The sequence below is a fragment of the Bacillus cereus group sp. BfR-BA-01349 genome (assembly GCF_022663795.1).
GTDB classification, from domain to species: domain Bacteria; phylum Bacillota; class Bacilli; order Bacillales; family Bacillaceae_G; genus Bacillus_A; species Bacillus_A cereus.
The window spans coordinates 22829-38030 of record NZ_JAKUGE010000056.1; the positions used below are offsets into that span (position 1 = coordinate 22829).

A 15202-nucleotide genomic window follows, 5' to 3' on the forward strand; every position below is an offset into this window, starting at 1 on the left:
ATATCTATCTTTTCCTAATAATAGATATTGGAACGTATTTTGTTTAATTTTTCACATTCCAAATTATATAGTATCATGGCTTTTATTGTAAAACAATAGAAGCTATGCATTCATTTTTTCCAAGGTTCTACAATATGTATCGTTTTATTTGTTGCATCCAACTTTACTTGAATACCGATAGGCATGGTAATCATGGGATGTGTATGACAACAATCGAAGTCAGCTAGAAAAGGAATTCTTTGATTTTGAAGTACTTCTAATAGTATTTCAAAAGGCTTTCGATTTGTACCACAATCATCAAATTGCTCATGTTTTCCAAGAATGATACCTGAAATTTTATCGAATACACCGTTAATTTTAAGTAATGAAAAGCTTCTTTCAATAGTAGCTGCATCTTTTGAACTGTCCTCAATGAAGAGAATGTCGCCTTCTTGAATATGTGGCATATAGGGGCTACCCAAAATTCCTTGTATCGTGTTTAAATTCCCGCCAATAATACGCCCAGTAGCTTTTCCATCAATTACTGAAATCCAATCGTTTGGTCGAAGTTCTTTCTCCTTCGTCTTTTCTTCCCAATTAATAAATTCATCTGACCAAAATAATGGTTGTTTTATATGATAAGGAAGAGAATGATCATGTAGTAAAGTTTCAGCAAAATATTTGTATGTGCAATCAACAAAAGGTTCAAATTCGCCAAAGGAAGGGACGAGAGCTGGTCCATAAAATGTAGGGATTCCTGTTTTGGCGTAAATTCCTAGTAATAAAGCAGTTGCATCTGAATACCCAATCATTATTTTAGGGTTCTTTAGAAAAGCATCATAATCAATATAAGGTAATATTGAATTTGAATTCATCCCACCAATTGTTGACATAATACAAGAAATATTAGGATTTCTTATTAAGACATTTAGCTCCTCAGCACGCTCTTGTATACTACCAGAACGATAAAAATCATATCGACCTGTTAATGAACCTTCTAATATATGAAACCCTTTCTGTTGTAAGTAAGATTTTGCTCGTTCAAATCTTTTTGGAGAAGTGTAGGTTACTGGTGAAGAAGGGGAGTAGATCCCAATTGTGTCTCCATATTTTAATGATTTTGGAAGTAGCATTTGTATGAATCCCTTCTATTAAATAGTTTATCTCGCTATTTGACGGGTAGCCCGATTGGGGGGCTGATTAAAGTTTCGCTTTATTTACGAGATTTTATTATTGAATATTCTTACGTTTCAATATTGTAAGTTTAACATAAATAAATTAAAATAATCATTGCTGTACTATGAATAAATATACCTTTTACCTTGACTGTATAAAGGAATTGTTGTTAAGGTTAAATGTGAGCGTATAAAAGGTTTGCTAAAGGAGTTTTGAAATGAATCGGTTAAAATGGGGAAGGATGACAGTCCTATTAGTCATTATTTTAGGGATATGTTGGTTCTTATTCCAAGGAAATCAAAAGAGCATAGCGAATGTAGAGGGACAACCTTTGCAAGTGGCAGAACTACCTAAAGCAGGATTTACTGAAAAAGTAGTCCCGCCAAAGTACATCCCACCAGAAATTAACGCAAAAGCAGCTATGATTATCGATGCGAGTGATGGAGATATTATTTATCAATATAATGAAAATGAAGCTTTTGCACCGGCTAGTATGTCTAAGATGATGACAGCGTATCTCTTACTAGAGAGTATACATAACGGGAAAGTTCGCTGGGAAGATCCAGTAAAAATGAGTGCGAAGGCGGCACAAACAGAGGGAGCGAGAATCCCAGTACAAGTTAATGATACATTAACTGTTAAAGATTTATATCATGCATTAATGATTGAGTCAGCTAATAATTCAGCTGTGGCTTTAGCAGAACATATGGCAAAATCGGAGAAAGATTTCGTTCAGCTTATGGATGCAAAAGCGAAACAGTTAAAAATGTCGGAACATGCTAAATTTGCAAATGCTTCTGGATTACAAGAGCCGGATGGAAGTGAAACAAAAATGACGGCTGCTGATGTAGCGCAATTGGCGTATCATCTTATAAAAGATTATCCGGAAATATTAGAAGTGACTCACTTACGCCAAAGTCAGCTAGCATTTAATAATATTAATGTTATAAGCACAAACGACATGTTAAATAAAAATAATAAAAGTTTATATATAGAAGGAATGGACGGACTAAAGACTGGATTTACAGATAGTGCAGGATACTGTTTTACTGGGACTGTAAAGCAAGGTGATAATCGAATTATTACAGTGGTCATGGGGACATCAAATAAAACAAAACGTTTTACAGAGACAAATAAGTTAATGTCGTATGCATTTGGATTAGTTAATTAAGTAAGTAAAATACGAATCTAGATCGCTACATAAGTAAGACTGTTTGTTGTTACTAATTTTAGATAACAACAAACAGTCTTTTTATTTTTATTTTAAAAAGGAAAAAGCTTCTAAATATAAGTGGTATTATTTGAGTTTGTTTGTTGCTGTGATATTATAAAGTTATAAGCTTATTAATAATAAGTTTGAGGGCGTAATATGATATATACATATGAAATAGCCTCAATTGAAAATTGGAGGGAATTATGATGGCAAAAGATTTTTACTCAGTAATTGAAGACAGAAGATCTATTTATGCAATTAGTAAAGAGCAAGTAGTTTCTGATGAGAAAATTCAAGAAGTGATTTATCATGCTGTAAAACATACACCTTCAGCTTTTAATTCTCAAAGTGCTCGCGTTGTTGTTTTATTAGGAGAACAACATGATAAATTATGGGATATTACGAAAGAAACGTTACGAAAAATTGTACCTGAAAATAACTTTGCATCCACTGAAGAAAAAATGAATGCATTTAAAAGTGGTTATGGAACGGTTTTATATTTTGAAGACAGTGAAGTAGTGGAAAGCCTTCAAGCTAACTTTGCATTATATAAAGATAATTTCCCAACTTGGTCTCAGCAATCATCAGGAATGTTACAATTTGCAATTTGGACAGCTTTAGAAATTGAAGGGTTTGGTGCTACGTTACAGCATTACAATCCGCTAATTGATGAAGAAGTGAGAAAAGAGTGGGATGTTCCAGAGAATTGGAAACTTATTGCGCAAATGCCATTTGGTAAACCGGTAGTACATGCTGGTGAAAAAGAATTCCAACCGCTAGAAGACCGTGTGAAAATTTATAAATAATTTAAAAAGGTGAACAGGAATATAACCTGTTCACCTTTTTTTATACGTAATAAGGGTTTTTTTGTCCGGCATTTTTCATCTGATTTTTTAATTCATTTTTACGTGTTTCAATAGCTGATACTTTTTGTAATGTTATCATTGAAACGAATTGAATAAAAGCATAGTATAGCTCTATGTTTTTTGTATTGGATCATCTATTATATTTCTCACAAATATGCCTCCTCTTTTTATTCCAATAAAACTCCGTATTAATGGGCAGCCCGAGTGGTGAGGGTTAATAATTAGCGGAGGATGTATAAAACCCTTACTGATTAAAGTTTCATTTTATAAGGGAATGAAACTTTAATCAATTCGCTAAAATTCTTTTTTATTAAGATATGTATATAATACTATGAATATCCTATAAATTCCATTATGGGAAAAAGAGAACAGTTGATATAGTGTGTGTTTTCTTTAAAGGAGAAATGGCTTTTGTGAAATAAATCTTACAATTCGTCAAATTATTTCAAAAATGTAGATAGTATAGAAATTTAGTTTTCTAAAAATATTATACTATTGATAAATAGAGTGATTTTTGTCATGATGAAAGTATACTTCATGTAAGGAGCTTTATAAGGAAATACATAATGTGGTTTGTATTAGGTTAATAGAATTTTTTATAGAAGATAGAAAAGGGATGTTTTATATTGAGATATTAAATGAAATGTCGAATTTTCATGCGATATATGAGAAATTTGAAAAAATCATTGCAAAAACACTATAATTAATGATAAAGTTCACATGAAGTTCACACGGATTTCACTTTGTTCATTTAAAATGAACTCTGTGTGAAAAATAAAACTCTTGCTAAAAAATGGAACTGGATGAATATTTTACTTTGATAATATTGTAAAGTATTAAAGTTTTAAGAGGATAGTAGGGAAAGGAAGTAAAGACAACTTATGAAAAAAGTAATTGCAGGTTTAGCAGCAGCTTCTGTAGCTGGCGTTGCAGTTCCAGGAATGGATTCTGCTCATGCACAAGTTTCAAATGAAGCGCTAAAAGAAATTAATGGACAAACTCAAACTCAAACGACTGTAACTGAAACAAAAACTGTAGAAACAACTTCTGAATTAAAATACACAGTAACTGCTGATGTATTAAATGTTCGTTCAGGTGCTGGTACAGGACATAACGTTATTTCTAAAGTGAAATCAGGTCAAGTGCTACAAGTAGTTGGACAAGAAAACGGTTGGTTCAAAGTAAACGTAAATGGTCAAACAGGTTATGTAAGTGGTGACTTCGTAACGACTGGTGGCAAAACAGGAACGACTGTTCAACAAGGAACAGGTACTTACACAGTAAACGTTTCTTCACTTAACGTACGTACAGGCCCAAGTACATCTCATACAGTATTAGGTTCTGTAAACAAAGGTAAAACAGTACAAGTTGTAGGTGAAGTACAAGATTGGTTTAAAATCAACTTCAATGGTGGAACTGGATACGTAAGCAAAGACTTCGTAACAAAAGGTGGTTCTGCTGTATCTAACGAAACACAACAACCAACTACAAACAACAATACTACAACAGTTCAAACTGGTGGTTCTTATGTTGTTAACACTGGTGCTTTAAAAGTACGTACAGGCCCAGCTACATACAACGCTGTAATCGGTGGAGTAACAAATGGTAAAGTATTAAACGTTACTGGTGCTGAAAATGGTTGGTACAAAATTAACCATAACGGCCGCACAGGTTACGTAAGTGCAGACTTCGTTAAGTTTGTAAAAGGCGGAGTAAACAACGTTACAAATAACAATAATGTTACAAATAACGTTCAACAACCAGGTAAAGACGTACAAAAACCAACAACAGGTGGAGATACATCTTCAATCGCTGGATTCGCTAGATCTTTAAATGGTTCACCATACAGAACTGCTGGTACAACACCTGCTGGTTTTGACTGCAGTGGATTCATTCACTACGTATTAAATCAAACTGGTCATAAAGGCGCTCGTCAAACAGTTGCTGGATACTGGAGCTCTAAAACAAAAACTAGCAATCCACAACCAGGTGATTTAGTATACTTCCAAAATACTTATAAATCAGGTCCTTCTCACATGGGTGTTTACTTAGGAAACGGTCAGTTCATTAGTGCAGAAACAGATGCAACTGGTGTACGTATTAGTTCTGTAAGTAACTCTTACTGGAGCAAGCACCTATTAGGTTACACAAAAGCATACTAAGAAAAAGTAGTTTTATATACTTTTCGTATAGAGAAAAGGCTTTCCAAGGAAACTTGGGAAGCCTTTTTATAGTTGAATAAATTGGAAGTTTAATAGTTTTTATTTTAACTTTCCATTTAAAAATCGATCATATAAGTCATGGAAATAGTTAGGACGAAATAAGTTCGCTGCATGTCCCGCTAAAGGTATTTCCTTATATAAAACGTTAGGCAAAATAGATTTCAAATCAAATAGACAAGATTTATAGAGATGATCATGCTCTCCCATTACCCATAGTATAGGGTGAGGAAGTGATTTTAATTTAGATTTTAAATCGAATTCTAACCGATGTCGTAATGACTGGGCAATTATGGATGAATGTAATTGTAATCCGAAACGGTAGTAAATATTTCTTGAAATGACTGCGAACGGATTTGCTTTTAATATACCGCTTGGAAAAATAGTATTTGCGTATTGAGAGAGCCATTTAGAGTATTCATCTCCTCGCTTCTCCCAAAAATTTTGAAATACATTATATAAACGAGAAGGGTTATTGTAATGTCCTCCAATATGACAAATACTTAATACTTTTTCTGGATGCATTTGTGCAAAAATTGTAGAGATGTAACAGCCGTAACTTAGCGCACAAATATGTGCTTTTTTAATACCTTCTTGTTCATATAAGTTTAATAATTGATCTACGAGGCGCTGTAATGAAAAGTCGATTGCTTCTCCTTTATCATCACCGTGACCTAATAAGTCATAAGTTATAATGTTGTAGGAGGCAGAAAATCGTTTTTGCTCTTTTTTGAAGGCGCGACGATTGCCAACTAATCCATGAATAAAAATAATTGTTTCCTTTTCAGAATGTATATTTGTTTGCAAAAAGGATACTCCTTTCACTAACTGGAGATTTATATCGTGTTTTAAATTATTTATCTATAATTTACATAGAATAATATTAAGTGCCAGGTAATAATATCAGATGTTTATATCGGTTGTAAAGATGAGTTTTTATGTATATTTTGTAAAAATAGAAAAAGTGTGTTTACATTCAGTTTACATTTGTATCGTATTCTAATTTTAGAAAGAACAGTTTTGTTTAACATGAGGAGATGAACAGGAATGGAAGTTAGAAATGAAATAAAGAAAAAAGGGAGTTGGAGGCAGTTTTTACGCCTTATTCAAGATACAAATCCTCCGAAAGGAATTTTAGTATTTGCGTTGTTAATGAGTTTGCTTTCTACGGGAGCGAGTTTATTTATTCCTATGCTGACAAAAGGATTAGTAGATAATTTTTCGCTTTCTTCAATTAGTGCAGGACAAATTGTTGGGTTAGTTGCTTTCTTTGTAATGCAAACTATTGCGGCAGGGTTGTCTATATATTTACTAAATTATATTGGGCAGAAGATTGTAGCGGGACTAAGAGAACGTTTGTGGAAAAAGGTACTTATCTTGCCGGTATCTTATTACGATCAAAATAGAACAGGTGATACTATTAGCCGTATGACGAATGATACAGGTGTTGTGAAAACGTTAATTTCTGAGCATTTGTCAAACTTATTAACAGGTGGTATTTCAATTGTTGGATCGTTAATTGTATTATTTGTTTTAGATTGGAAAATGACTGCGTTACTTTTAACGGTTATTCCGTTGTCTGTGTTAATTTTAGTTCCACTTGGAAGAAAAATGTATAAGATTTCAAAAGCGCTTCAAGATGAAACTGCATCTTTTACAAGTGTGTTAACGCAAGTGTTATCAGAAATTCGTTTAGTGAAATCTTCAAATACAGAAAAGAGAGAATATGAAACGGGTAATACAGGCATACAAAAGTTATTACAATTTGGTTTGAAAGAAGGAAAAGTGCAAGCATTAATTTCGCCAGTTATGTCGTTTGTTTTAATGGCACTACTTGTTATTATCGTAGGATATGGCGGGATGCGAGTTTCTAGCGGTGCATTAACAACCGGTGAACTTGTAGCGTTTATTTTGTATTTAGTTCAAATTGTAATGCCAATGAGTCAATTATCTATGTTCTTTACACAATTCCAAAAGGCAATTGGTGCAACGGAAAGAATTAGTACGATTTTAGAATATGAAGTAGAAGATCATGAAACTGGTGTGAAAGTGACAAATGCTAAGCAACCGATTGTTCTTGAAAATGTACATTTTGAGTATAACGAAAAAGAGCAAGTTTTGAAAAATATTGATTTCACAATTGAATCTGGAAAAGTGACAGCGATTGTAGGACCGAGTGGTAGTGGGAAAACAACGTTATTCTCATTACTGGAACGTTTTTATGAGCCAACTAGTGGTGCCATTAAATTAGGGGAAGAATCAATTACGAGTTATTCATTACAGTCATGGCGACGTCAAATCGGTTACGTATCACAAGATAGTCCGTTAATTGATGGAACGATTCGTGATAATATTTGTTATGGTGTCGAGGGCGAAGTAACGGATGAAGAAATTGAAAAAGTAGCTGCAATGGCATATGTTGATGCATTTATTCATGACTTACCAAACGGTTATGCAACAGAAGTTGGAGAACGCGGTGTGAAACTTTCTGGAGGACAAAGACAGCGAATTGCCATTGCCCGAGCGTTACTTCGAAATCCGCAAATTCTTATGTTAGATGAGGCGACTTCAAGCTTAGATAGTAAATCTGAGTCTGTCGTTCAAAAAGCGTTAAATAACTTAATGAAAGGCAGAACAACGTTAGTGATTGCGCATAGACTTTCTACTGTTGTAGATGCAGATAAAATTATCTTTATTGAAAAAGGTAATCTTACAGGAAGCGGTACACATGATGAATTATTACAGACGCATGATATGTATCGTGAGTTTGCAACGCAGCAATTGAAAATTAAAGAGGGTGCATTATAAAATGAATCATCAGTGGGATTTTACTCCACTGATGATTCATTTTTAAACAATATATTAGATGCTAAGTAGAAAGGAAATGGTTCCTTTGATACCTAAAATTTTAATAGTAGACGACGATCCACATATTAGAGAACTCGTTTCTGTATTTTTAGAACGAGAAGGTTTTCAAACATATGAGGCAATTGATGGAGTAGATGCACTTCAGAAAATGGATGACGTAAAAGTCGATATGGTTATTCTTGATATCATGATGCCAAATATGGATGGATTTGATGTATGTTTTGAATTAAGAAAATACTATGATATCCCGGTTCTGATGCTAACTGCCAAAGGGGAAACATCACAAAAAGTAAAAGGATTTCACCTTGGGACAGATGATTATCTTGTAAAACCATTTGACCCTATAGAATTAGTAGTGAGAGTAAAGGCATTATTGAAACGTTACCAAATTACAGTTTCCCAATCGATTCAAGTTGGAAATGTATTATTAAATCGTAAAACATTCGAAGTTACATCTGGAGAACAAACGGTTACATTACCGTTAAAAGAATTTGAGCTGCGCTTTACTTTAGGGTCTAAATCGGGAAGAACTTGTTCGAGAGAGCAATTAATTGAAGAAATATGGGGATATGATTTTGAAGGGAATGAACGTACACTAGACGTTCATATTAATCGGTTACGTGAGAAGTTTCAAGAAGAGCAGTCGAAATTTAGTATTAAAACAATAAGAGGATTAGGGTATCGCTTAGAGGTAAGTAAATGAGAAAAAGAAAACGAATGAGTAAGTTGAAGATGCTGAAAGTATTTGGAGCGGTATTAGCGCTCTTTTCTTTTCTTACTATAATTTGGTCTATCGCATTTTATGTAGCAACTAGTATATTGAATGCTTTTGACGTAAACGTATCGCCGTTTGTTGCCTTTCTAATTAGTGATATGGTCGGTTTTGTATTTATTATTCTTATTTGGACATTGATTGGAATATTAATGAGACCAAAACGAGAGGCGATGATTTGGACTATTATTGAACCGATACAAAAAATTGCAAAAGGAGACTTCTCCGTAAAAATACGAAATGAAGAAAAGTATGATGGAGAAATTGGCGTGCTCGTAAAAAGTATAAATGATATGACAGATGAACTGAATACGATGGAGAAAATGAGACAAGAGTTTGTATCAAATGTTTCTCATGAAATACAGTCACCATTAACTTCTATAAAAGGATTTGCTAGAGCACTACAAGAAGATAATTTTTCTGAGGAAAAAAGAAAGCATTATCTTACCATTATTGAAACTGAAACAACGAGATTATCTAAACTAAGTCAAAACTTATTGAAGCTAACTCTTTTAGAATCAGAAGAGTATACACCAGAAAGAGTGAGCTATCGATTAGATCAACAGTTAAAGCAAATTGTGTTAAATAGTGAACCACTCTGGGCTGAAAAAGAAATTGAGTTAGAACTAGATTTAGAAAAAGTACATGTTATTGCTGACCAAGAAAGTATGAGTCAAGTGTGGATTAATTTAATTCATAATAGTATTAAATTTACTCCAAGCGGTGGTACGATTACTATTCAGTTAAAGGAACATGAGACAGTAGTGGAAGTGCGTATCCGTGATTCAGGAATTGGTATATCAGAAGAACAGAAACAACATATTTTTGAGCGTTTTTATAAAGCGGATTCTTCACGAAATCGTGCCTATGGAGGAAGTGGCTTAGGTTTAGCTATTGTAAAGAAAGTACTTGACCTTCATCATGGGGAAATAAAAGTTGAGAGTGAGGAAGGAAAAGGTACTGAATTTATTGTGCGTATGCCAAATCATGAAGAGAAATAGTGTTAGAAGGAGAACCTTCTAACACTATTTCTCTTTAAAAATGCATTTACCGTTACTGCAATTATATTGATAAGCTTTTCCTTCGCTTTTCATACTCATACACTCCCCTATGCTGGATTTGTTTTTATTTTACATGAATAATGGTAAAAAAATGAAACTTATAAATAAAAACTTTCTATAGTTACCTACAAGTAACCTACGCACATGAAAGTGCATCATTGCCTTTTTACATAAACATAGATACAATTTTAATATAATACATAACTGAGATGATTAAGGAGTGTTATACTTGGCAGACTTATTACAAGGTAAAAATGCTTTAATTACAGGAGCAGGTAGAGGGATTGGTCGCGCTGTAGCAATCGCATTAGCGAAAGAAGGCGTAAATGTAGGCTTATTAGCTCGTTCAGAAGAAAACTTAAAAGCTGTAGCGAAAGAAGTAGAAGCAGAAGGTGTAAAAGCTGTTATTGCAACTGCTGATGTTTCTTCATACGAAGAAGTAACAACTGCGATTGAAATGTTAAAAAATGGTTTAGGATCTATCGATATTTTAATTAATAACGCTGGTATTTCTAAATTCGGTAAGTTTTTAGAACTAGACGTTGCTGATTGGGAAAAAATCATTCAAGTAAACTTAATGGGTGTATACTATGCAACTCGTGCAGCTTTACCGAGCATGATTGAACAACAATCTGGTGATATCATTAACATTTCATCTACAGCAGGACAAAAAGGTGCACCTGTAACAAGTGCATATAGTGCTTCTAAATTTGGTGTCCTTGGCTTAACAGAATCGTTAGCGATGGAAGTTCGCAAACATAACATTCGTGTAACAGCTTTAACTCCAAGTACAGTAGCAACTGATATGGCTGTAGATTTAGGATTAACTGATGGAAACCCTGATAAAGTAATGCAAGCAGAAGATATTGCAGAATTTATCGTAGCGCAGCTGAAATTAAATAAACGTACATTTATTAAATCTGCTGGGCTTTGGTCTACTAATCCATAGGAATTAAATTTAACTTTAAAAGAAGGGATATCTATTCTGTAAGGGGTAGATGTCCCTTCTTTATTTTTTGTATTCGAGACAGAATTTTCGGTATAATTAAAAGTGAATGGTAGAAAGCATTGGTAAATTGAAAGGAATGGCAGTTGTAAAAGAGTGATGTAAGGAGGGAAAAGGATGAAAAAGAAGTTTCAAAAATTATAACATGTATCGTGTATAACGAGATTAGCTCGTGGACCTCCAGTATACATAGCATTATATTGTATATTAAAAAATTGGAGGCTATAAATAGATGAGAACTGAAAAAGAAATGCTAGACGTAATTATAAATATAGCAAAAGAGGATGAAAGAATTCGAGCTGTCATCATGAATGGATCGCGTGTAAATCCAAATGTGAAAAAAGATTGTTTTCAAGACTATGATATTATGTATGTTGTAAATGATATACAATCTTTTACGTCTAATCATAATTGGATTCATAGATTTGGAGAAATAATGATTGTACAAATGCCAGAAGAAATGTCGTTAGTTCCACTAGATGAAGACGGAAAGTTTCCATATTTAATGCAGCTCATGGATGGAAATCGGATTGATTTAACGCTAGTTCCAGTTGAGTTAATAAAAAAGTTCGTTGGACAAGATAGTTTAAGTAAACTGCTTCTTGATAAAGATAATTGTCTGGAAGAATTCCCACCAGCAAGCGATAAAGATTACTTAATAAAAAAGCCTACAGAAAAAGAGTTTTTGGATTGCTGTAATGAATTTTGGTGGTGTAGTATGAATGTGGCAAAAGGGCTATGGAGAGAAGAGCTTTCTTATGCAAAAGGAATGCTTGAAGGACCAGTGCGAGATGTGTTCATTGTAATGCTAGAATGGCATATTGGTATGAAAACAGACTTTACAGTTAATACAGGGAAGTTTGGAAAGCATTTCGAGCAATATATTGAAGAAGATATGTGGGAGCAATTTAAAAGGACATTTTCTAATGCAGAATATGAAAACATATGGGAGTCATTCTTTGTCATGGGTGATTTATTTAGGGAAGTGGCGAACGAAATCGCTAACACATATGAATATCAATATCCGCAAGATGAGGATGATAAAGTGACGAACTATTTAAAACATGTGAAAGCTTTGCCGAAAGATAGTACATCGATTTATTAATAATATAAAGCAGCAAGACTGTCCTAATTAAGGACAGTCTTATTTTTTGTTTATGAATAACAATTTCTCTAACAAAGTGCAGAGGAATCACATATGAAAAATTAGGGAGGTTTTTTTATCATGTATTATTTTTATTCGCCACAAATGTTTGCTCCATATCAATGGGGACTAGAACGAGATGTTTCGTATGCTTATATGCCATATAACTCATTTTATTATGGAGACTATATAAGTTCATTGCCATACGTATATACCCCTCAAAACTATGAAGTACAAATGAAAGCATATGAGCGTGGATCGTGGACACCATTTTCATGGGTCGAAAAATATGCGTACGCATTTTCCGGACCGTACAATAAAGCGGAAGTAGCTCTTACATTTGATGATGGACCAGATTTAGAATTTACGCCAAAAATTTTAGATAAGTTAAAACAACATAATGTAAAAGCGACTTTCTTCTTACTTGGTGAAAACGCAGAAAAATTTCCGAACGTAGTAAAGCGTATTGCGAATGAAGGGCATGTAATTGGTAATCATACGTATAGTCATCCGAACTTAGCGAAAGTAAATGAGGATGAGTACCGTAATCAAATTATAAAAACGGAAGAAATATTAAATCGTTTAGCTGGTTATGCACCGAAGTTTATACGTCCGCCATACGGTGAAATACTTGAAAATCAATTAAAATGGGCCACAGAGCAAAATTTTATGATTGTACAGTGGAGTGTTGATACGGTTGATTGGAAAGGTGTGAGTGCTGATACGATTACAAATAATGTGTTAGGGAATTCATTTCCTGGAAGTGTCATCCTCCAACATTCAACACCAGGTGGGCATTTACAAGGATCTGTAGATGCACTAGACAAAATCATTCCGCAGTTAAAAACGAAAGGGGCACGTTTTGTAACACTTCCAAGTATGTTCCAGACATCAAAAGAAAGAAAGTAAATGTGTTATAAATTGGAAAAATAAGGTTTGTGTCGTATAATGAAAGTGTAAGTTAGGGGGGATATAATTGATTTATGCACTAGTAAACATAGGAATAAGCATATTGATTAGTATTATTTTTATACTTGCGGCAATTATTCTTCAAAAAAATCCACCGACCGATATTAATGCGGCATATGGTTATCGTACGAAACGATCTATGAAAAATAAGGAATTATGGGGTGCGGGTAACAGGTATAGTGCAGAAGTGATGAAGCAAAATGGATTCATCATGATGTTAATTGGAAGTGTTATTAGTATACTGTTTAGATACTCCCATACAACGTTAGCTATAATGATCTTTATGCTAGTACTAATCATTCGCTTATTCATACGAGTAGAGAAAAGATTGAAGGCACTTGAGCAATAATGAAAAATAGGACTCCACGCAATATAATGCTAAGAGTCCTATTTTATTTATAAACTATTATTTTTTAATAATTCTTTTCCTTTCTCTATAACAAATTCATAGTATGCAAGATCATACGGATAAATATCTTCAAATGTTATTGTAATTGGTTTATTGTTTAAAACAGAAATAGCTGTAAAAGATGAAATTTCACCATTTAATAGTTGTAGAAAAGAAGTTGCATGTACTTTCATCACATCGTCTACTTCTTCACCTGGTGCGAATGGAAGTGGATTGATGACATTGTGGAAATACATATGACAAAATTCACGATCAGTAAGATTTGAAATTTCATAATCTATTTTAAAGATTCCTTTGTATACTAAATCAGTAGTTTGAAAGGAAAGCCCCAATTCTTCTTCGATTTCACGAAGACCACCAATTTGTACATCTTCATCATGCATAATATGTCCAGCTGAAGTAATATCCCATATAAGTGGAGATAGAGCGTATGGAAATAAAATCGATTATTTCAACAGAGGAAGAGTTACGGAAAATATTGGGGAAACCAAGTGAGCGAGCATTGAAAAAAGTTATTTCATCATTAGACCACCATTGTGTAGATTTCCTTTCTAAATCTCCTTTTCTAGTATTATCTACTGCAAATAAGTTGGGGGAGTGTGACGCCTCGCCGAGAGGAGACGCACCTGGATTTGTATACGTACTCAATAATAATAAAATTATCATTCCAGAAAGGCCAGGAAATCGTCGTATAGACTCCATTTTGAATATTATTTCAAATCCACGTGTAGGACTAATCTTTTTTATTCCAGGTCTTGGGGAGACACTCAGAATAAATGGCCGAGCGTATATTACAAACGACGAAGAAATTTTGAAAGAAATGCAGGCGAATGGACGTAATCCGTTGCTTGGAATTGTTGTTGAAATAGAAGAGTGTTACATTCATTGTGCAAAAGCGTTTATTCGTTCGAAGATATGGGATCCAGAATCTTGGTTAAATAAAAAAGAGTTACCTTCAGCAGCAAAAATGTTGTTAGAGCATGCGAAAGTGAATGCTTCAGAAGAAGATGTTGCACGTTCTTTAGAAGAAAGTTATACAAAAAGATTGTATTAAAAATTTTATTGATATAATTTTGTAAGGTGAGTATGTACGGGTTTTAGAATGGGGATTTATCCCGCATTAACGGGCAGTAAGACCACCCCCCTCAAAATTCAGTGAAAGCAAAGAAGTTAGGTGGGGATCAACTGCCTGTAAAAGCCCAATTGGTGAAGGCTAATAATCAGTGGGGATGAACAAAATCCCCACTGATTAAAGTTTCACTTTATATATGAACCGTTGATTTATAAACTGGAGAAATGACAAAATAGGTAAATTGAGTGGCAGTTGCATAATGCTATTGTGAAATATAATAAAAAAATTTTTGAAAATAGTTAGTAAAAATAGGCTTGCTTTTTAAAAAGTTGATAACTATAATAAGTTAACAAATAGACATGAACGAAAAAGTAACGATAAGGACAAGAAATCATTTTTACGGTTTACAGAGAGGGAAGTCTAGGGTGTGAGCTTCCTAACACGAGAA

13 protein-coding genes and 3 pseudogenes are annotated in these 15202 nt (G+C 33.7%); 11 read left to right on the top strand and 5 right to left on the bottom strand.

Annotated elements, in window-relative coordinates:
* Positions 1-110 precede the first annotated feature (110 nt).
* Positions 111-1112: a S66 family peptidase gene (locus MR169_RS23670; protein WP_098877179.1), complete on the bottom strand. Its 1002-nt coding sequence runs from the start codon at positions 1110-1112 to the stop codon at positions 111-113.
* Positions 1113-1372: 260 nt separating this feature from the next.
* Between MR169_RS23670 and MR169_RS23675 the strand changes: the two genes are divergently transcribed.
* Together MR169_RS23675 and MR169_RS23680 are read left to right on the top strand one after the other, a co-directional pair.
* Positions 1373-2326 carry a D-alanyl-D-alanine carboxypeptidase family protein gene (locus MR169_RS23675; RefSeq protein ID WP_242320119.1) on the top strand — a complete coding sequence of 318 codons (954 nt, stop codon included), beginning with the start codon at positions 1373-1375 and terminating at the stop codon, positions 2324-2326.
* A gap of 245 nt (positions 2327-2571) precedes the next feature.
* Positions 2572-3174, top strand: a complete 603-nt coding sequence (locus MR169_RS23680) for a nitroreductase family protein (protein ID WP_242320120.1) — start codon at positions 2572-2574, stop codon at positions 3172-3174.
* A 40-nt stretch (positions 3175-3214) separates the two neighbouring features.
* Here the strand turns inward: MR169_RS23680 and MR169_RS28390 are convergent.
* Positions 3215-3384, bottom strand: a pseudogene (locus tag MR169_RS28390) (DNA mismatch repair protein MutT).
* 731 nt (positions 3385-4115) lie between these two features.
* Here MR169_RS28390 and entFM point away from each other — a divergent pair.
* The gene (gene entFM / locus MR169_RS23690; protein ID WP_000755525.1) at positions 4116-5396 is read left to right on the top strand and encodes an enterotoxin EntFM; all 1281 of its coding nucleotides are present in this window, start codon (positions 4116-4118) and stop codon (positions 5394-5396) included.
* A gap of 99 nt (positions 5397-5495) precedes the next feature.
* On the opposite strand, the gene MR169_RS23695 is transcribed toward entFM, so the two are convergent.
* On the bottom strand, positions 5496-6260 hold the full coding sequence (locus MR169_RS23695) for an alpha/beta fold hydrolase (protein WP_001194306.1): 765 nt from the start codon (positions 6258-6260) through the stop codon (positions 5496-5498).
* A gap of 240 nt (positions 6261-6500) precedes the next feature.
* Between MR169_RS23695 and MR169_RS23700 the strand changes: the two genes are divergently transcribed.
* The 3 genes from MR169_RS23700 to hitS all read left to right on the top strand — a co-directional run bounded on the left by MR169_RS23700 (position 6501) and on the right by hitS (position 10094).
* On the top strand, positions 6501-8261 hold the full coding sequence (locus MR169_RS23700) for an ABC transporter ATP-binding protein (RefSeq protein WP_242320121.1): 1761 nt from the start codon (positions 6501-6503) through the stop codon (positions 8259-8261).
* Positions 8262-8346: 85 nt separating this feature from the next.
* Entirely contained in the window at positions 8347-9024 is a 678-nt protein-coding gene (gene hitR / locus MR169_RS23705; protein ID WP_242320122.1) for an envelope stress response regulator transcription factor HitR, read from the top strand.
* Positions 9021-10094, top strand: coding sequence for an envelope stress sensor histidine kinase HitS (gene hitS / locus MR169_RS23710; protein ID WP_142954707.1), 1074 nt, complete (start codon positions 9021-9023; stop codon positions 10092-10094). The genes hitR and hitS overlap by 4 nt, the downstream gene beginning before the upstream one ends.
* A 24-nt stretch (positions 10095-10118) precedes the next feature.
* Here hitS and MR169_RS28540 read toward each other — a convergent pair.
* Positions 10119-10187 (bottom strand): annotated as a pseudogene (locus tag MR169_RS28540) (DUF3139 domain-containing protein); the annotation flags it as partial.
* 196 nt (positions 10188-10383) lie between these two features.
* Here MR169_RS28540 and MR169_RS23715 point away from each other — a divergent pair.
* The 4 genes from MR169_RS23715 to MR169_RS23730 all read left to right on the top strand — a co-directional run bounded on the left by MR169_RS23715 (position 10384) and on the right by MR169_RS23730 (position 13622).
* A complete protein-coding gene (locus MR169_RS23715) occupies positions 10384-11103 on the top strand; it encodes a 3-ketoacyl-ACP reductase (RefSeq protein WP_242320123.1) in 720 nt (239 codons plus the stop codon).
* A 289-nt stretch (positions 11104-11392) separates the two neighbouring features.
* Entirely contained in the window at positions 11393-12265 is an 873-nt protein-coding gene (locus tag MR169_RS23720; protein ID WP_242320124.1) for an aminoglycoside 6-adenylyltransferase, read from the top strand.
* A gap of 120 nt (positions 12266-12385) precedes the next feature.
* Positions 12386-13213: a peptidoglycan-N-acetylglucosamine deacetylase gene (locus MR169_RS23725; RefSeq protein ID WP_000291224.1), complete on the top strand. Its 828-nt coding sequence runs from the start codon at positions 12386-12388 to the stop codon at positions 13211-13213.
* Positions 13214-13283: 70 nt separating this feature from the next.
* Positions 13284-13622, top strand: a complete 339-nt coding sequence (locus tag MR169_RS23730; RefSeq protein WP_058839918.1) for an SdpI family protein — start codon at positions 13284-13286, stop codon at positions 13620-13622.
* A gap of 47 nt (positions 13623-13669) precedes the next feature.
* Here MR169_RS23730 and MR169_RS23735 read toward each other — a convergent pair.
* Positions 13670-14104: pseudogene (locus MR169_RS23735) on the bottom strand (NUDIX hydrolase); the annotation flags it as partial.
* Between MR169_RS23735 and MR169_RS23740 the strand changes: the two are divergent.
* Positions 14098-14736 (top strand): pyridoxamine 5'-phosphate oxidase family protein, encoded by a 639-nt coding sequence (locus MR169_RS23740; protein WP_061457078.1) that lies wholly within the window; start codon positions 14098-14100, stop codon positions 14734-14736. The pseudogene MR169_RS23735 and the gene MR169_RS23740 overlap by 7 nt on opposite strands.
* Positions 14737-15202 lie beyond the last annotated feature (466 nt).

Excerpts from the sequence above, each read along its gene's own strand:
- MR169_RS23670 (WP_098877179.1), bottom strand. The coding sequence starts at position 1,112 with ATGCTACTTCCAAAATCATTAAAATATGGAGACACAATTGGGATCTAC.
- MR169_RS23675 (WP_242320119.1), top strand. The coding sequence starts at position 1,373 with ATGAATCGGTTAAAATGGGGAAGGATGACAGTCCTATTAGTCATTATT.
- MR169_RS23680 (WP_242320120.1), top strand. The coding sequence starts at position 2,572 with ATGATGGCAAAAGATTTTTACTCAGTAATTGAAGACAGAAGATCTATT.
- entFM (WP_000755525.1), top strand. The coding sequence starts at position 4,116 with ATGAAAAAAGTAATTGCAGGTTTAGCAGCAGCTTCTGTAGCTGGCGTT.
- MR169_RS23700 (WP_242320121.1), top strand. The coding sequence starts at position 6,501 with ATGGAAGTTAGAAATGAAATAAAGAAAAAAGGGAGTTGGAGGCAGTTT.
- hitS (WP_142954707.1), top strand. The coding sequence starts at position 9,021 with ATGAGAAAAAGAAAACGAATGAGTAAGTTGAAGATGCTGAAAGTATTT.
- MR169_RS23720 (WP_242320124.1), top strand. The coding sequence starts at position 11,393 with ATGAGAACTGAAAAAGAAATGCTAGACGTAATTATAAATATAGCAAAA.
- MR169_RS23725 (WP_000291224.1), top strand. The coding sequence starts at position 12,386 with ATGTATTATTTTTATTCGCCACAAATGTTTGCTCCATATCAATGGGGA.